Genomic DNA, 16,763 nt, shown 5'->3' with positions numbered 1-16,763 from the left:
GGGCCGGCTCAGCCGTCGGCGAGCGCGATGCGGGTGGCGGCGTCCGCCGGGAAGAAGTGCTCCACGCGCAGCGAGGCCAGGGTGACGTCCAGCGGCGAGCCGAAGCTGGTGAAGGCCGAGAACAGGCTGAGCACGCCGGCCGACGAGCGCAGCCGCGTGTGCAGCAGCGGCGTGTGCGCGTCCGTCGCGACGCGCTGCGGCACATGCGGGCGGAGTTCCTCGAGCAGCGGCTTGAGCTCGGCGAAGTGCGCGGCCTCGTGATTGGCGCGGCTCCACAGCGCGGCGCAGACCTCGTCCTCGTTCTCGCAGAGCGCCCGCAGCCCACCGGGCTGCAGGCAGGCCCGCAGCAGGTTGAAGCCCGGTTGCAGCATCGTCCCGGCGTCGACGCCCAGCAGCGTCATCAGCCGGTGGGCGCCGCGGTTGGCCATCACCAGGTTCCAGCCACCGTCCAGCACCAGGGCGGGCGCGGGGTCGTGCGCGTCCAGCAGGTGACGCAGCGCCTGGCGCACCGCGTCCAGGTCGGGGTCGTCGAGCGAGCGGCGCGGATAGTGCGGCGCGTAGCCGGCGGCCAGCAGCGCCTCGTTGCGGCGCGGCAGCGGCGCATCCAGCGCGTCCAGCAGCGCGATCAGCATCTCGCGGCTGGGTCGCGCGCGGCCGGTCTCGATGCAGCTCAGGTGGCGCTGCGACACGCCCACGCGCAGCGACAGCTCCAGCTGGCTCAGGCGGCGCTCGCGGCGCAGCTGCGGCAGCAGCACCGTGACGGGGGAGGTCGCGGGTATCGCGGAGGTCGGGACAGCGATCGTGTTCATGCGGGTCATGCTAGCCGCGGGGCGGCTGGCGGCAATGACCTCGGAGGTCATTGAGCCGGCGCGCGCCGGCGCCGAGACTGAAAGCCATGTTCAACCCGTCGATGACCTCAAGGAGCCCGTCATGCTGAAGATCTCCCTTGCCCTGGTGCTGGCCGTGTTCGGCGCGTATTCGATGCACGTCGTCCTGGAGCTGGGTTATGTCGGCCTGTGGCTGTCGCTATTCGAGCGGCCCGGCAGCCGGCAGGCGGTGGCCGACCTGATGATCGCCTGCCTGCTGCTGCTGGGCTTCCTGTGGCGCGATGCGCGGCAGCAGGGCCGCCGCTTCTGGCCGTATGCGGTGATCACGCTGGCGGCCGGCTCGGTCGGTCCGCTGCTGTACCTGCTGCTGGCGCCGAAGGCCTCCACCCTGCCGGCGCACCGGGCCGACGGCCTTCAGGCCTCCCCGAGCAAGTCCTGACCCTCGTCCAGCGGCGGCCCCTCTGGTGCCGCCTTCGCGAGCGCCATCCAGGTGCCGAAGTCGGGCTTCATCGGCCGGCGCGGCGCGGGGCGGCCCAGCTCGAAGCGCCAACCCTCGGCCAGCTCATGCGCGAACAGGACGCCGAAGGCCGGCGGGATCTCCTCGACCGCCGCGATGCCGGCGCGCAGCACGTACCAGCACTGGCCGCTGAGCGCGAGGTAAGCCTGGGCCTTGGCCGGCCGGCGCAGTTCCGAGAGCAGGTCGGCGCGGCTGACCTTGATCTCGTGGACCGCCGGTTCGAGGTAGTCCTCGACGGTGGTGTTGCGCACCGAATAGACATCGGGCATCGCGTTGACCCAGCGCAGGCGCTCGGGCTCGTCCTCGCGCGGCAGGCCGGCGCGCAGCGACAGTCCGCGCCAGACGATCCGGCCCGCGCGCTGCAGCTCGATGGCCATCCGGCCGACCAGGTCCTCATGCCGGTCGCGGGCGGCGCGGTTCTTTCGCAGGCCCAGGTGCAGGACCTCGATCCCGGGACCGGTCAGCCGCAAGGTCTCGCGGCCGCGCGCGTCCTGCTGGCGCTCCAGCCAGCCCAGTGCCAGCAGTTCCACCTCCAGCATGTCCTGGCAGGGCCAGCCGGCCGAGCGCCAGAGCTGGCGCAGGCGGCGGATCTGGATCACCGTGGGACGGAGCGGCGGCGAGGACATCCGGCGATGTTGCCCGAGATGCCTGGCGAAACCCGTCAGTAGCCCTGCCGTGGCAACGACGCCTTCCAGCACGACCGGATGCGGGTGGCCCGGCGGTTCCGCTGAGAAAAAAGGCCACGCCTCGTGAGAGGACGTGGCCAACAGGGAGGAGGTTGCAGGGCCTCGAGCCGTCGGGACCGCCGCGTGCGAGGACGGATCAGGCGCCCGGAGGCCGAGGCGAGGAGCCGATCGGCGCGTCAGTTGTTCGTGCGCTCGCGGCGCAGCGAGCCGACCATCGCGGTGCTGTCGCCCATCACGAAGACGGTGTAGACATAGCCGGCGGTGATGCCGAGGTCGCTCAGCGAGTACACCGGCGTCGTCGAGGACGGCGAGGTCACCGTCAGCAGCGCCGCGGTGGAGGCCGGCGTGGTCTGCGCCGTCGAGGCGGTCCCGGCCACCACGTTCGAGGCCAGCGCGCTGTAGTCGACGTTCAGCGTCAGGCCGGTCGCGGCGCTCGCCACGCCGTTGACCAGGCGGATCTTGGCCGTCGTCGTCGGGCTGGTCGGCAGGCGGTTGTCATCGGTCAGCACCGACAACTGAGGATTCGCCGCCGTGCCCCACACCATCAGCGTGTAGTCGTTGCCCGCGACCAGGGTCGGCTTGGCGAAGGACATCAGCTGGCCGTTGACGTAGACCGACAGGTCGGCCGCGCCCGCGGTGAGCGTCGTGTAGTCGCCGATCGTCGGCGCGACCGAGGTGGGCATCAGCGCCGTCTGGCCCACCGAACCCGACACCAGCGCACTGCCGCCCACCGCCGCCACCAGCCGCGCCCGCGCGGTCGTGTTGGGGAAGTTGGTCGTTGCGCCCTGCTGGATCAGCTGGATGCCGTTGACCAGCACGCCGCCGGTGCTGCCGGTCAGCACCAGCGTCGAGACGCCGGCCGACGGCAGCGTGATGCTGGGGATGTCCAGGCGCACGTCGCTCTTGGAGCCGGCGGCGGTCAGGCGGACGCGGAAGGTGCCGCTGTTCAGCGACACATAGCCGCTGCCCGAGCCCGCCGCGATGCCGGCCGCCACCGTCGACGCGGTGTCCAGCGTCTCGTCCGCGCCGGTGACATAGACGTCCATCGAGCCCGCGTCCGGCGCCAGGTTCAGCACCAGCAGCTTGGACTTGCCGGAGGCCGGCGCCTCCTGGTCTTCCTGCAGCAGCGTCGTCTGCAGCGAGCCCGCCGAGCCGTACGCGATCATCGCGTAGTGGCTGCCCGCCGCCAGCGTCGGCGTGGACGAAGCCAGCGTGCTGCCCACGCTGTTGCTCTGGATCTCGGTGCCGGTGGCGGAGGTCTTCACGTCGGCATAGCTGCCGACCGCGCCGTAGGCCACGGCGGAGTTCACCGTCGTGCTGTCCACCGACATGTCCAGCGCGGCATAGCCGATGCTGGCGTTGAGAAGGCGCATCTGCGCCGTGCTGCTGTCACCGCCGCCGCCGCAGGCGGCCAGCAGGGCGGCCGCGGCCACGCTCAGGCCCCAGGCCCAGGTCTTGAATCGCATCGTCCGACACTCCGATTGAGGATGGCGGGATTGAACGAGGCCCGTGTTGCTGCGGCTTGTGGCCGCTTGCCAGCTTTGTGTAGTTCCATATCAAGGCCGACACAGAGTTGCCGGCCGCTAGCCCCGCGGGCGCCGCACCTGGGGTCTTCCCTCCTGGGTTCCACTCTCTAAACGGCCGCCGGCGCCGCCGCTAGCATCCGCGCCATGAATGCCTACCCGCAGCTGCTGTCGCCCCTGGATCTCGGCTTCACCACCCTCCGGAACCGCGTGCTGATGGGCAGCATGCACACCGGGCTGGAGGACTCGCGCAAGCACATCGGGCGCCTGTCCGAGTACTTCGCCGAGCGCGCCCGCGGCCAGGTCGGCCTGATCGTCACCGGTGGCTACGCGCCCAACATCGCCGGCTGGGCCAAGCCCTTCGCCGGCACGCTGATGACCGGCGGCGCCGCCCGCCGCCACCAGGCCATCACCCGCGCGGTCCATGCCGAGGGCGGCAAGATCGCGCTGCAGATCCTGCACACCGGCCGCTACGGGTACCACCCGTTCAACGTCGCGCCCTCGGCGCTGAAGTCGCCGATCTCGCCATTCACGCCGCATGCGCTAAGCGAGCGCGGCATCGAGCGCCAGATCCGCGCCTTCGTCCGCTGCGCGGTGCTCGCGCGCGAGGCCGGCTACGACGGCGTGGAGGTGATGGGCTCAGAGGGCTACTTCATCAACCAGTTCCTGGTCGCCGCCACCAACCAGCGCAGCGATGCCTGGGGCGGCGACTTCGCGCGCCGCATGCGGCTGCCGGTGGAGATCCTCACCCGGATGCGCGAGGCCGTCGGCCCCGACTTCATCATCATCTACCGCCTGTCGATGCTGGACCTGGTCCCGGACGGCGGCAGCTGGGACGAGGTGCTGCAATTGGCGCGCGCTGTCGCGCGAGCGGGCGCGACCCTCATCAACACCGGCATCGGCTGGCATGAGGCCCGCATCCCGACGATCGCCACCAGCGTGCCGCGCGCCGGCTTCGCCTGGGTCACGAAGAAGCTGCGCGACCAGCTGCATGCCGAGGGCCTGCGCATCCCGCTGGTCACCAGCAACCGCATCAACACGCCGGAGGTCGCCGAGTCGGTGCTGGCCGACGGATCGGCCGACATGGTCTCGATGGCGCGGCCGCTGCTGGCGGACCCGGCCTTCGTGCGCAAGGCCGCCGAGGGTCGTGCCGACGAGATCAACACCTGCATCGCCTGCAACCAGGCCTGCCTGGACCATGTCTTCAAGCAGGAGGTCGCGTCCTGCCTGGTCAACCCGCGCGCCGGGCATGAGACGCTGCTGCGCATCGTGCCGGTGGCCCCTGGGCAAAGGCGCAAGCGCGTGGCCGTCGTCGGCGCGGGACCGGCCGGCCTGGCCGCCGCCACGACGCTGGCCGAGCGCGGCCATGAGGTCACGCTGATCGACGCCGCCACCGAGATCGGCGGCCAGTTCAACCTGGCCAAGCGCATCCCGGGCAAGGAGGAGTTCCATGAGACGCTGCGCTACTTCAAGCGCCGGCTGGAACTGCTGGGCGTCACGCCGCAGCTGGGCCGGCGCGTCGGCGCCCAGGACCTGATGGACTACGACGAGGTGCTGCTCGCCACCGGCGTCACGCCGCGCGATCCGCGCATTCCTGGTCAGGAGGAGGGCATCGCCCGGGGCCAGGTCCTGACCTACCTGGAAGTGCTGCGTGGCGAGAAGCCGGTCGGTCGCCGCGTGGCGGTGGTCGGCGCGGGCGGGATCGGTTTCGACGTGTCGGAGTTCCTGCTGGAGCAGGGGCACTCGCTGGCGCTGGATGCCCCCGCCTGGCGCAGGCACTGGGGCGTGGGCGATCCGCAGGAGACCCGCGGCGGCCTCGCGCGTCCGCAACCCGAGCCGGCCGATCGCGAGATCACGCTGCTGCAGCGCCGCGCCGGCAAGCTCGGCGCGGGCCTGGGCAAGACCACCGGCTGGATCCATCGCGCCGCGCTCAAGACGCACGGTGTACGGATGATCGGCGGCGTGCAGTACGAGCGCATCGACGCGGCGGGCCTGTGGATCAGCCGGGGCGAGGATCGCACCGACCCCGAGCGCATCGACTGCGACACCATCGTGCTGTGCGCTGGCCAGGAGCCCTTGCGCGAGCTCGAGGCGCCGCTGCGCGCGGCGGGCCGGTCGGTGCATCTGATCGGCGGTTCGGCCGAGGCGAAAGAATTGGACGCAAAGCGTGCAATCCTGCAGGGAACGCAGGTGGCGGCCTCGCTGTAAACCCTAGCGGGCCCTTCAGCCGCGCGCCGATACTCCGAAGGTCGAGCCAAAGGGAGCGGCCGCCACACGCGGCCGCCGCCGACACGGGGCCAGCTGTTGCCCCTCCATTCATAAGAAATGCTTGGGTGAGCCATGCGTCTTCGCCTGACCCGTCGTTGGGGATGCCTTGCCGTGTCCGCGCTGCTGCCTGCGTGCCTGAGCACGACGGCATGGGCCGGCGCGTCCGCGCCTGCCCCGGTGACGGCGGCGACGAGCGCGACGAATGCGATGGCCTCGCACCTGCCGGCGTGGATCGATTCCGGCTCGACCGTGTTCTGGCTGGGCGCCGGCTGCGTGATCGGCGGCCTGACGCTGGGCGTGATGGTCAGCTTGTTCGTGCAGCAGCGCGGCCGGCTGCGGCGCCGCCGCGAGGAACTCAAGCGCGTGCGCCGTGAGCGCGCCCGTCTCAGCGCCCTGCTGAACGCGATTCCCGACCCGATGTATTTCAAGGATGCGAACGGCGCCTATGAGGGCTGCAATCCGGCCTTCGAGCGCGCCGTCGGCCTGACCGAGCAGGAGATCATCGGCCGCCGCGACGCCGACCTGCCCAATCCGCCGGGCTGGGTCGACACCCAGGCCGACGGCCGCACGCTCACCTGGCGCGATGGCGCCGATGGCGGCGCCCGCTGCCTGGACGTGGTCAGCGCGCCCGTCGTCGACGACGACCAGTACCTGGGCCAGGTCGCCATCGCCCGCGACATCACGCAGCTGCAGCAGGCCACCGACGCCGCCCGCCGCGCCGCCACCGTCTACGAGCATTGCGGCGAAGGGATCATGGTCATCGACCACAACCTGCGCATCGTCGACGTCAATCCGGCGCTGGTCGCGATGGTCGGCCATGACCGCCAGACGCTGCTGGGCAAGCGCCCGCTGCTGCTGCGCGAGGCCGAGCAGGATCCGGAGAAGCTGCGCGCGCTGTGGGCCGACATCGAGTCCCGCGGCAAGTGGAGCGGCGAGGTCACCGAGCGCCACAAGAACGGCGAATCGATTCCGATGTGGGCGACCTTCGTGAAGGTGCCGGCGCCTTCGGGTGATCCGGACCAGGTGCAGTACCTGAGCGTGCTGACCGACATCTCCCGCATCAAGCAGACCGAGGCCGAGCTGCTGCACCAGTCGCTGCACGACAGCCTGACCGGCCTGCCCAACGCGGCGCTGCTGCGCGACCGCATCACCCGCCAGATCGGCAACGCGCAGCGGGAGCACACCTGCGTGGCGGTGCTCTACATCGACCTGGACGGCTTCCGCGACGTCAACGACATCGCCGGCCATGCCGCCGGCGACCAGGTGCTGCTGACGGCCGCGGCGCGTTTCGCCAATGTCACCCGGCTGAGCGATTCGGTGGCGCGGGTCGGCGCGGACGAGTTCGTCGTGGTGCTGTCGGGCCTGGTCGACGAGGAAACCGCGATGCGCCTGGGCGACCGCCTGATCCAGGCGATGGACGAGCCGGTCGTCATCGACAACCACCGCTTCAATGTCGGCGCCAGCATCGGCCTGGCGCTGTTCCCGGCCGACGGCACCCAGGTCGACGAACTGCTGCGCAATGCCGAGGTGGCCATGGTGCGCGCCAAGCTGCATGCGCGCGGGTCGGTCCAGGCCTACCGGCCGGAACTGACCGAGGCGGTGCAGCAGCGCTTCGAGCTGACCCACGCGCTGCGCCAGGCCAACGAGGCGGCGCAGTTCCGCCTCGAATACCAGCCGCAGGTGCGCCTGAGCGACGGCCAGCTGATCGGCGCCGAGGCGCTGCTGCGCTGGCGGCATCCGACGCGGGGGCCGATCTCGCCGGCGGACTTCATCCCGCTGGCCGAGGAGACCGGCCTGATCATCCCGATCGGCCGCTGGGTGCTGGAGCAGGCCTGCGCGCAGGTGGCGCGCTGGCAGGGCCAGGAGGGCAAGCCGCAGCAGGTCGCGGTCAACGTGTCCGCCCGGCAGCTGCGCCAGCCCGACTTCATCGAGACGCTGGACTTCATCCTCGCCGAGACCGGCTGCCCGCCCAGCGCGCTGGAGCTGGAGGTCACCGAGAGCCTGCTGCTGGAGGATGCCGAGCAGGCGATCAGCCTGCTGACGCGCATCTCCAATCGGGGCGTGCGCGTGGCCATCGACGATTTCGGCACCGGCTATTCCTCGCTGGCCTACCTGAAGCGGATGCCGGTCAGCACCCTGAAGATCGACCGCAGCTTCGTCCACGACCTCAGCAGCGACGCCAACGTCGCCGCGATCGCGCGCACGGTGATCGTGCTGGCACGCAGCCTCAACCTGGACGTGCTGGCCGAGGGCGTGGAGACGCTCGAGCAGGCCGAGTGGCTGCGCCGCGAAGGCTGCGACTGGGCCCAGGGCTGGTACTACGGCCGCCCGATGCCGGCCGAGGATTTCGTGCTCACGCCGCCGCCCGAGCCGCTGCGCCGCGCGCCGGCCAAGCGGCTGCAGCTGGCCTGATCAGGCCTCGCCGTCGCCGTTCACGCGGCGCCGGGGCGTGGTCGGCGGGGCCGGCTCGCTGACCCACAGGCGCCATTCCCGCGCGCTGATCTCGCGCACTTCCAGGCCGCGCCGCAGGACGTAGCTCGAGTCATGCCAGCTCTCGACCGGACCGGCGACGGTGCGCCTGGGGGGTGGCTCGAAGCCGAACTCCGAGTCGCCGAAGCTGCTGCCGCTGTCCGCGTAATGGCTCTCGCCATGGCTGAAACGACTCTCGCCGTAATGGCTGGGATACAGGCTGTCGGACCCGCCGCCGGTCGCCATCGGCCTGGACGCCGCGGGCGGGAGCTGTGGGAGGGAGGACCGGTACTTCATTGCTGGAACTCCGGGATCACGGGGGAAGGGGCACTCCATGGTGATCCTGTCGGCCCTGGGCCGTCAGCCCGCAGATGGAGGGGCTGGCGGGGGAGGACATTTCCCCCTTGAAATCACTTGCCGGCCCGGGCGGTGTGTGCAAATCACAGCGGTAGCGCTGTCGTGTGCTTCACCTCTTCCATCACCGCGTAGGTCCGCGTCTCGCGCACGCCCGGCAGGGTCCAGATGACGGCGCCGATGAACTCCCGGTAGGCCGCCATGTCCGACACCCGCGTCTTGAGCAGGTAGTCGAAGCCGCCCGCCACCAGATGGCATTCCAGGATCTCCGGCCGCGCCTGCACCGCCGCGCGGAAGTTGTCCATGACGTCGTGGACGGTGCGATCGAGCAGGATCTCGATGAAGACCAGCATCTGGGCCCCCAGCTTGGCGGGATTCAGGCGTGCCTCGTAGCCGAGGATGAAGCCGTCGCGCGTCAGCCGCCGCACCCGCTCCAGCACCGCCGTCGCGGACATCTGCACCTCCTCGGCCAGCTTCAGGTTGCTGATGCGCCCGTCCTGCTGCAGCAGCGCGAGGATGCGTCGGTCGATCTTGTCCAGGTCCTGGAGGTCGCTCATGCTGGATTCCGTGCGGTGGATGGCCTAAACATTGGAGATTAATTCGGACCTGTCCTTTTTACACTCCCGACATTCGCTAGGGGAGCGCCCCTCGCACGAACATTCGAGGATCCCATGAATGCTTTCGCCCTGCCGCCCGAGACCTCCCGCCTGCCGGACCCGTACCGCGATGAACTGCCGCTGGTGCGCGCACTGGCCGCGCCGCTGCAGGCCCTCAACTGGGCGGCGGTGGTCGACCAGGCGCGTCCCTGGGTGCAGCAGGTGCGCGCGAATCCGGCGCCGTTCTGGGCGATGGAATCGCTGCTGCGCGAGTACCCGATCACCAGCGCCGAGGGCCTGGCCCTGATGCGCCTGGCCGAGGCGCTGCTGCGCGTGCCCGATGCCGAGACCGCCATCGCGCTGACCGCCGACCAGCTCGGCCGCGCCGACTTCGATGGCGGCTCGGACGGCCCGCACAAGATGCTGGCCGGCCTCGCGGCGAGCGCGATCTCGCTGTCCAAGAAGTTCCTGCCGGACGCCGAGTCCGACGGCGGCCTGATGAAGCGCCTGGGCGCGCAGACGGTCGTGGCCGCGACGGTGCGGGCGATCCAGCTGCTGGGCCGCCAGTTCGTGCTCGGCCGCAACATCCAGGAAGCGATGAAGGAGGCCGACGCCGCCCGCAAGGCGCAGGCGGCGCCGGGCCGCCCCAGGCAGCCAGACGCCTCCGTGGGGGGATCCGGAGCCCAAGGTCATCAGCTGCGCTTCTCCTACGACATGCTGGGCGAGGGCGCCCGGACCGAGCGCGATGCCGAGCGCTACCAGGCCTCCTACCTGCATGCGATCGCCGCGATCGCCGGCGGTCGCAAGGCCGAGTCGCCGGAGGGCAGCGACGGGATCTCGATCAAGCTGTCGGCGCTGTTCTCGCGCTACGAGGTGCTGCAGCGCGAGCGCGTCTACGCCGAGCTGCTGCCGCGGGTGTGGCAGCTGGTCGAGAAGGCCGCGCAGGCCAACATCAACCTGACGATCGATGCCGAGGAGGTCGACCGGCTCGAGCTGTCGCTGGAGCTGCTCGACGCGCTGGCCGCGCGCATCGCCACCCACTTCCCGCAATGGCGCGGCTTCGGTCTGGCGGTCCAGGCCTACCAGACGCGCGCCCGCGACGTGGTGGAGGCGGTCGCCGCGATCGCGCGCCGGCACGGGCTGCGCTTCATGGTGCGACTCGTCAAGGGCGCCTACTGGGACGGCGAGATCAAGCGCGCCCAGGAGCAAGGCCTGCCGTGCTATCCGGTCTACACCCACAAGCCGCACACGGACGTGTCCTACCTGGCCTGCGCCCAGGCGCTGCTGCAGCACCACGACGTCATCTATCCCCAGTTCGCCAGCCACAACGCCGGCACCATCGCCGCCATCCTGCAGATGGCCCGGGCGCTCGGCGCCAAGTTCGAGATGCAGCGCCTGCACGGCATGGGCGAGGGCGTCTACCGCGAGGTGCTGAAGGACGGCGCCATCCCCTGCCGCGTCTACGCGCCGGTCGGCGAGCACCGCGACCTGCTGGCCTACCTGGTGCGCCGCCTGCTGGAGAACGGCGCCAACTCGTCCTTCGTCCACCAGCTGGCCGATCCGACGGTGGCGCCGGAGGAACTGCTGGCCTCGCCGATGACGCAGATCCAGGAGGCCGCGGCGCTGCCGCTGCCGGTCGCCCTGTACCGCGACGCGGCGGGCCGCGGCCGCGACAACTCCGCGGGCCTGGACCTGGCCGTGCCCGAGCAACGCCAGCCGCTGCTGGACGCGCTGGCCGTCTGCACCGTGCCGACGCTGACCGAGGCCTCGCCCGACGAGGTGGACGCGGTGATGGCGCGCCTGCAGGGCGGCTTCGTCGGCTGGAACGCGACGCCGGTGGCCGAGCGCGCCGCGGTGCTGCGCCGCGCCGCCGACGCGCTGCAGGCACAACTGCCGCAGTACTGCGCGCTGCTGGTCAAGGAGGCCTACAAGAGCTTCGGCGACGCGATCAGCGAGGTGCGCGAGGCCATCGACTTCCTGCGCTACTACGCCGATGAGGCGGAGCGCCTGGCCGCCGATGGCGTCGTGCTGAACGGCCGCGGCGTGTTCGTCTGCATCTCGCCGTGGAACTTCCCGCTGGCGATCTTCGCCGGCCAGGTGGTGGCGGCACTGGCGGCCGGCAACGCCGTCGCGGCCAAGCCCGCCGAGCAGACACCGGCCGTGGCCGCCGCCTGCGTCGCGCTGCTGCATGCCGCTGGCGTGCCGCAGGACGCGGTGCAGCTGGTGCATGGCCGTGGCGAGACCGTCGGCGCGCGCCTGGTGGCCGCGCCGCAGACGGCGGGCGTGTGCTTCACCGGCTCGACGCAGGTGGCGCAGATCATCAACCGCCAGCTGGCGGCCAAGCCCGGCGCCGCGGCGCTGCCGCTGATCGCCGAGACCGGCGGGCTGAACGCGATGATCGTGGACTCGACCGCGCTGCCGGAGCAGGTCATCGACGCCGTCGTGCAATCGGCCTTCCGCAGCGCCGGCCAGCGCTGCTCGGCGCTGCGCCTGCTGGCGGTGCACGAGGCGGTGGCCGATGGCGTCATCGAGATGCTGCGCGGCGCCGTCAAGGAACTGCGCGTCGGCGACAGCGCCGACCTGGCGACCGATGTCGGCCCGCTGATCGACGACGAGGCCTTCCAGGGCGTCTCCAGGGAAGTCCAGCGCCTGAAGCGCGAGGCGACGCTGATCGCCGAGGCCGTGCCGGCCGACGCCTGCCCCCGCCTGCTGCCGCCGGTGGCGGTCGAGCTGCCGACGATTGCGTCCCTGAAGCAGGAGATCTTCGGACCGGTGCTGCATGTCGTGCGCTGGAGCGGCGACGTCGACGCCGTGGTGCGCGAGATCAACGCGCTGGGCTATGGCCTGACGCTGGGCATCCAGACCCGCATCGACAGCCGCGCGCTGCGCCTGGCGTCGGAAGCGCGCATCGGCAATGTCTATGTGAACCGCAACATCATCGGCGCGGTCGTCGGCGTGCAGCCCTTCGGCGGCGAGGGCATGTCGGGCACCGGTCCGAAGGCGGGTGGTCCGCACTACCTGCTGCGCTTCGCGGCGCAGCCGAAGGTCGAGGCGACCGAAGCGGCCCCGGCGTCGGCATTGGCGACGACCGGCGCCGCCGCGGACCTCGGACCGCTGTTCACCGCGCACGAGGCCTGGGCCGAGCGTCCGCTGGACGAGCGTGCGACCGCGCTGGAGCGCGCCAGCGCCGGCCAGCCACCGGTGGTGGCCGGGGCCTGGCGCACGCTGGGCGCGGCTGCGCGCCGTGCGCTGGTGGATGTGAAGCTGCCCGGCCCGACCGGCGAGAGCAACGAGCTGCGCCTGCATGGCCGCGGCGTGATCGCGGTGCTGGCGCAGGGCGCGTCGACCGAGGAGCTGGCGCGCGCGCTGGGCGCGGCGCTGGTGGCGGGCAATGCGGTGGCGGTGGTGGGCGGTGGCGACACGGCGCAAGAGCTCCGCACCGCGCTGATGCGCGGCGGCGTGGCCGCGGCGGCGATGCAGCTGCTGCCGGCCGACCAGTTGGGTGCGGTGCTGCGCGCGGTGAAGCTGGCTGGCGTGATCGCCCCCGCGGCGCTGCAGCTGGCCGCGCAGCGGGAGCTCGCCAGCCGCGACGGCGCGATCCTGCCGGTTGTGCCGATGGTGGAACTGGCCGACGCCCGCCAGCTCTATCGCCTGGTCGCCGAGCAGACGCTCACGATCAACACCGCAGCCGCGGGCGGAAACGCTGCGCTGCTGGCGGGCATGCACTGATCGCCGATCGCCGATCGCCGATCGCGGCGCCGGTGCTCAGCGTCGAAGGCTGAATCGGCCGAGGCCGTCCCGGGAGGGGCGGCCGTCGATCCGCCACCATCCCGAGCGCGGCACGACCCAGCTTTCCCCTGCGCGCAGGCGCATCGGCTGTGGCCAGCAATGGTCGGCCCACAGCGTGGGCGCGTCCTCGATGCTGATCTCGCCGCCGCGCAGGTGCAGCACCGTGCCGCGGGCCAGCCGCAGCAGCGTCGACTGACCGGCTGCCAGCGCGTGATCGCCATCGAAGGACGCCGGCGCCAGGCTCTCGCTCGATGACGGCGTCGCCCGCGCCATGCGGACTCGGGCGTGCTGTCCGGACCAGGGGGTGGGCAGCCATCTCAGGACATGGGTGAGGAACATGACAGCATCGCCCGGCCTGTTCTCAGGCCTGGGCGCCATGAAGACGATGCGGTCCAGTGTTCCGGCCGCCGCCTCGTCGCGACAGGTACAGCGGACCGATTTGTTCTGCGCAACAGCGCTCGCGCGGGGGCTGTTCCGTATCCACTGCCCGCCGGCTGTTCCGGTGCCCCGCTGGCACCCGGGCGCAGAATCGCCGCCATGGACGCTACCGATCCCCTCTACGCGCAGGTCGCGGCGCATTACCGCCAGGCCATCACGGCCGGCACGATGCCGCCGGGCAGCCGGATGCCGTCGGTGCGCACGCTGATGGGATTGCACCGCGTGAGCCTCAGCACCGCGCTGCAGGCTTGCCGGCTGCTGGAGAGCCAGGGCCTGCTGCAGGCCCGCCAGCGCGCCGGCTACTTCGTCCGCCCGCCGCGACCGACGCGCCTGGCGCGTGCCGCCGAGCCGCGCCAGACCCAGGCCGACCCGGCACGTTTCGTCGGCGTGCATGAGCGTATCTCGGAGATCCTCACCCGGGGCATCGCGGCCAGACCCGAGGTCAACCTTTCCGGCGCCTGCGCGCATCCGTCGCTGTATCCGACCCGCGCGCTCGCGCTGCACGGCCAGCGCCTGCTGCGCCGCCGGCCGGAGATCCTCGGTACCCAGCCCGATCCGCAGGGCCTGCTCGGGCTGCGCCAGGCGCTGTCGCGGCTGGCGCTGAATGCGCAGATCCAGCTCGACCCGTCCCAGCTGGTCATCACGCATGGCTGCACCGAGGCCCTGAGCGTCGCGCTGCGCGCGGTGACCAGGCCGGGCGACGCGGTGGCGGTCGAATCGCCCACCTATTACGGCCTGCTGCAGTTGCTCGAAAGCCTGGGCCTGCGCGCGCTCGAGATCCCCACCAGCCCGCACACGGGGCTGTCCGTCGAGGCGCTCGAGGCGGCGGCCGCGCAGGAGCCGCGACTCAAGGCGGTGGTGGTGGTGCCCAACCTGCAGAACCCGCTCGGCGCGGTGATGCCCGACGCGGCCAAGCAGGCCTTGCTGGCGAGCTGCGAGGCCCGCGACCTCGCGCTGATCGAGGACGACACCTACGCGCTGCTGTGCGACACGCCGCAGCGCGCGATCAAGTCCTGGGACACGACGGGGCGGGTGATCTTCTGCTCTTCGCTGCACAAGACGCTGGCGCCGGGCATGCGAGTCGGCTGGATCGCCGCCGGGCGCTGGCAGCCGCGGGTGGAGATCCTCAAGTACGCGCAGAGCCGACCCAACGAGATGCTGGGGCAGGCGATCCTGGCGGAGTTCCTGGCCGGCGGCCAGATCGAGCGCCACCTGCGGGCGCTGCGGGCGAAGCTCGCCACGCAGCGCGAGCAGATGGCCGAGGCCCTGTCCGACGAGCTGCCGACCGGCACGCGCCTGTCGATGCCGCCGGGCGGTCCCAGCCTCTGGGTGGAATTGCCGGAGGGCCTGTCGTCGCTGGCGCTGTTCGACGCGGCGCTGGAGAAGGGGGTGAGGCTGGGGCCGGGGCTGATGTATTCGAACTCGGACCGCTTCGACAACTTCATCCGCATCAACGCCGGCAATCCGATGGACGAGGCGCAACGGCGCGCGATCGCGACGCTGGGCGCGCTCTGCGCGTCGATGTTGCGCAGGTGAGGGCTGAAGGCCCGCGGCTACACTGCCGGCCCATGAGTTCCTGCATCGCATTCATCGGTGGCGGCAACATGGCCAGCGCCATCATCGGCGGCCTGCGCCGCGCCGGATATCCGGCCGAGGACCTGCTGGTGGTCGAGCCCTTCGAGGCGCAGCGCGAGCGCCTCGCCGCCGACTTCGGCCTGCGTCCGATGGCGACCGCCGATGCCGCGCTGTCGCGGGCCCGCGCGGTGGTCTGGGCGGTCAAGCCGCAGCTGTTCCAGGAAGCGGCCGCGCCGGTGGCGCCGCATGTGGGCGGCGCGCTGCAGCTGTCGGTGATGGCCGGCCTGCGCGCCGATTCGATCGCCCGCGCGACCGGCGCCGCCCGCGTCGTGCGCGGCATGCCCAACACGCCGGCGCTCATCGGGCAGGGCATCACCGGTCTGCATGCGAGCACCGCCGTGACCGCCGACGATCGCGCGCTGGTCGAGCAGTTGCTGCAGGCGACCGGTCGCACGCTCTGGGTCGATGCCGAGGGCGACCTCGACACCGTCACCGCGCTGTCGGGCTCGGGCCCGGCCTATTTCTTCTTCCTCGTCGAGCACATGGTCGCCGCGGCGCGGACGCTGGGCCTGGACGAGGCCAAGGCCCGCGAGCTCGCGCTGGCCACCTGCGGCGGCGCCGCGGCGCTGGCCTTGCAGTCGGGCGAGTCGCCGACCGCGCTGCGCGAGAAGGTGACCTCCAAGGGCGGCACCACGCATGCGGCGATCACCAGCTTGCAGGCCGATGGCGTCGGCGACGCGATCGAGCGCGCGGTGAAGGCTGCCCATCGGCGCGCGGGCGAGTTGGGCGACGAGTTCGGGCGCGGCTGAAGCCGCCGTGCTCCGCGCCCTGCGCCGACGTTCGCCGATGTCCTGATTCCAAGCACCGTTCCGACCGATGGGGATTGCCGATCGCTGGGGCCTGCGCGCCTGGTTGCGCGCACCGGGCTCGCTGAGCAAGCGCCTGGCCGCGACCGGCCGCCGCTACGAGGTGCTGGTGCTGCGCCAGACGGTGGCGCCGCTGCGACCGCAGGAGCGCGCCGCGCTCGGCCTGCCGCGTCGCGGCCTGACCGTCGTGCGCGAGGTGCTGCTGCATGTCGACGGCCAGCCGCTGGTGTGGGCGCGCTCGGCGGTGCATGGCCATTCGCTGGCGGGGCCGTGGAAGGCGCTCAAGGGCCTGGGCAGCCGGCCGCTGGGCCATCTGCTCTACGACGACCCTCGCATTCATCGCAGCGAGCTGCAGCCACGCCGGGTGACCCGCCACGGCGCGACCCACCGGCAGATGCAGCGCCAATGGCTGGCCGCGACCGGCACCGAGGCACCGGCCCGGATGCAGTGGTCGCGCAATTCCGTCTTCACCCGGCACGGGCAGCAGTTGCGGGTGATGGAGATGTTCGTGCCCGACGTCGCGCTGCGCGACCCCGGGCCGCTGCGGCGCAAGTCGCGGCCACGGCGCTGAATGCCGTCGTGCCGCGCCCCGACGCCCACCGGAGACGCCGATGCCTGATCCGATCCCCTCTGCCGATGCCGGGCCGACGACGCCCGCAGCGCGCCTGACCGGCGCGTTCCGCCGCTGGCTGCAGGCGCTGCGGCCCGCACCGATGCGGGTGGACGCCGGCGAGCGGCTGCGCGTGGTGGCCGGCGCGATCGCCGGGGTGCTGGTGACCGCGGTCCTGATGGAGCTGCTGTCGCGCCATGCGCCGGGCGTGCCCAGGCTCGTCGCGCCGCTGGGCGCGAGCGCGG

Annotated in this window: 12 protein-coding genes and 2 pseudogenes; 8 read left to right on the top strand and 6 right to left on the bottom strand. The window is 71.9% G+C overall.

What is annotated here, in order from left to right; all coding sequences use genetic code 11:
* Nucleotides 1-8: 8 nt before the first annotated feature.
* Entirely contained in the window at nt 9-809 is an 801-nt protein-coding gene (locus CS062_RS04955; protein ID WP_099860432.1) for a helix-turn-helix domain-containing protein, read from the bottom strand.
* 121 nt (nt 810-930) lie between these two features.
* Here CS062_RS04955 and CS062_RS04950 point away from each other — a divergent pair, with 121 nt between their 5' ends.
* Nucleotides 931-1,266 carry a DUF2834 domain-containing protein gene (locus CS062_RS04950; RefSeq protein ID WP_099860344.1) on the top strand — a complete coding sequence of 112 codons (336 nt, stop codon included), beginning with the start codon at nt 931-933 and terminating at the stop codon, nt 1,264-1,266.
* On the opposite strand, the gene CS062_RS04945 is transcribed toward CS062_RS04950, so the two are convergent.
* Together CS062_RS04945 and CS062_RS04940 are read right to left on the bottom strand one after the other, a co-directional pair.
* Nucleotides 1,242-1,970 (bottom strand): hypothetical protein, encoded by a 729-nt coding sequence (locus CS062_RS04945; protein ID WP_099860343.1) that lies wholly within the window; start codon nt 1,968-1,970, stop codon nt 1,242-1,244. The two genes, CS062_RS04950 and CS062_RS04945, sit on opposite strands and share 25 nt — an antisense overlap.
* A gap of 236 nt (nt 1,971-2,206) precedes the next feature.
* Nucleotides 2,207-3,496 (bottom strand): DUF4397 domain-containing protein, encoded by a 1,290-nt coding sequence (locus tag CS062_RS04940; protein WP_099860342.1) that lies wholly within the window; start codon nt 3,494-3,496, stop codon nt 2,207-2,209.
* Nucleotides 3,497-3,700: 204 nt separating this feature from the next.
* Here CS062_RS04940 and CS062_RS04935 point away from each other — a divergent pair, with 204 nt between their 5' ends.
* On the top strand, nt 3,701-5,761 hold the full coding sequence (locus tag CS062_RS04935; RefSeq protein ID WP_099860341.1) for an FAD-dependent oxidoreductase: 2,061 nt from the start codon (nt 3,701-3,703) through the stop codon (nt 5,759-5,761).
* 171 nt (nt 5,762-5,932) lie between these two features.
* Entirely contained in the window at nt 5,933-8,233 is a 2,301-nt protein-coding gene (locus CS062_RS04930; protein ID WP_158238667.1) for a sensor domain-containing protein, read from the top strand.
* Here CS062_RS04930 and CS062_RS04925 read toward each other — a convergent pair whose 3' ends face one another.
* Nucleotides 8,234-8,587, bottom strand: coding sequence for a hypothetical protein (locus CS062_RS04925; RefSeq protein WP_143742253.1), 354 nt, complete (start codon nt 8,585-8,587; stop codon nt 8,234-8,236).
* 143 nt (nt 8,588-8,730) lie between these two features.
* Nucleotides 8,731-9,201: an Lrp/AsnC ligand binding domain-containing protein gene (locus CS062_RS04920; protein WP_099860338.1), complete on the bottom strand. Its 471-nt coding sequence runs from the start codon at nt 9,199-9,201 to the stop codon at nt 8,731-8,733.
* Between the two features lie 114 nt (nt 9,202-9,315).
* Here CS062_RS04920 and CS062_RS04915 point away from each other — a divergent pair.
* Nucleotides 9,316-12,336 (top strand): annotated as a pseudogene (locus CS062_RS04915) (L-glutamate gamma-semialdehyde dehydrogenase); the annotation flags it as partial.
* A gap of 669 nt (nt 12,337-13,005) precedes the next feature.
* On the opposite strand, the gene CS062_RS04910 reads toward CS062_RS04915, so the two are convergent.
* Nucleotides 13,006-13,368 carry a hypothetical protein gene (locus CS062_RS04910; protein ID WP_143742252.1) on the bottom strand — a complete coding sequence of 121 codons (363 nt, stop codon included), beginning with the start codon at nt 13,366-13,368 and terminating at the stop codon, nt 13,006-13,008.
* A gap of 198 nt (nt 13,369-13,566) precedes the next feature.
* Between CS062_RS04910 and CS062_RS04905 the strand changes: the two genes are divergently transcribed.
* The 4 genes and pseudogenes from CS062_RS04905 to CS062_RS04890 all read left to right on the top strand — a co-directional run.
* Nucleotides 13,567-15,003 carry an aminotransferase-like domain-containing protein gene (locus CS062_RS04905; protein WP_099860335.1) on the top strand — a complete coding sequence of 479 codons (1,437 nt, stop codon included), beginning with the start codon at nt 13,567-13,569 and terminating at the stop codon, nt 15,001-15,003.
* A 32-nt stretch (nt 15,004-15,035) separates the two neighbouring features.
* Nucleotides 15,036-15,851, top strand: a complete 816-nt coding sequence (gene proC, locus CS062_RS04900; protein WP_099860334.1) for a pyrroline-5-carboxylate reductase — start codon at nt 15,036-15,038, stop codon at nt 15,849-15,851.
* A gap of 67 nt (nt 15,852-15,918) precedes the next feature.
* The gene (locus tag CS062_RS04895; protein ID WP_091729518.1) at nt 15,919-16,479 is read left to right on the top strand and encodes a chorismate--pyruvate lyase family protein; all 561 of its coding nucleotides are present in this window, start codon (nt 15,919-15,921) and stop codon (nt 16,477-16,479) included.
* Nucleotides 16,480-16,519: 40 nt separating this feature from the next.
* Nucleotides 16,520-16,763, top strand: a pseudogene (locus CS062_RS04890) (HPP family protein); the annotation flags it as partial.

The sequence above is a fragment of the Roseateles chitinivorans genome (genome assembly GCF_002761755.1).
Taxonomy (GTDB): domain Bacteria; phylum Pseudomonadota; class Gammaproteobacteria; order Burkholderiales; family Burkholderiaceae_C; genus Roseateles; species Roseateles chitinivorans.
Note: the sequence above shows the minus strand (reverse complement) of the source record. Positions and strands in the feature narration are given on the sequence as shown.

Coding starts and splice junctions, on each gene's coding strand:
- CS062_RS04910 (WP_143742252.1), bottom strand. CDS start 13,368: ATGTTCCTCACCCATGTCCTGAGATGGCTGCCCACCCCCTGGTCCGGA.
- CS062_RS04905 (WP_099860335.1), top strand. CDS start 13,567: ATGGACGCTACCGATCCCCTCTACGCGCAGGTCGCGGCGCATTACCGC.
- CS062_RS04920 (WP_099860338.1), bottom strand. CDS start 9,201: ATGAGCGACCTCCAGGACCTGGACAAGATCGACCGACGCATCCTCGCG.
- CS062_RS04895 (WP_091729518.1), top strand. CDS start 15,919: ATGGGGATTGCCGATCGCTGGGGCCTGCGCGCCTGGTTGCGCGCACCG.
- CS062_RS04950 (WP_099860344.1), top strand. CDS start 931: ATGCTGAAGATCTCCCTTGCCCTGGTGCTGGCCGTGTTCGGCGCGTAT.
- CS062_RS04955 (WP_099860432.1), bottom strand. CDS start 809: ATGAACACGATCGCTGTCCCGACCTCCGCGATACCCGCGACCTCCCCC.
- CS062_RS04925 (WP_143742253.1), bottom strand. CDS start 8,587: ATGAAGTACCGGTCCTCCCTCCCACAGCTCCCGCCCGCGGCGTCCAGG.
- CS062_RS04945 (WP_099860343.1), bottom strand. CDS start 1,970: ATGTCCTCGCCGCCGCTCCGTCCCACGGTGATCCAGATCCGCCGCCTG.
- CS062_RS04935 (WP_099860341.1), top strand. CDS start 3,701: ATGAATGCCTACCCGCAGCTGCTGTCGCCCCTGGATCTCGGCTTCACC.
- CS062_RS04940 (WP_099860342.1), bottom strand. CDS start 3,496: ATGCGATTCAAGACCTGGGCCTGGGGCCTGAGCGTGGCCGCGGCCGCC.
- proC (WP_099860334.1), top strand. CDS start 15,036: ATGAGTTCCTGCATCGCATTCATCGGTGGCGGCAACATGGCCAGCGCC.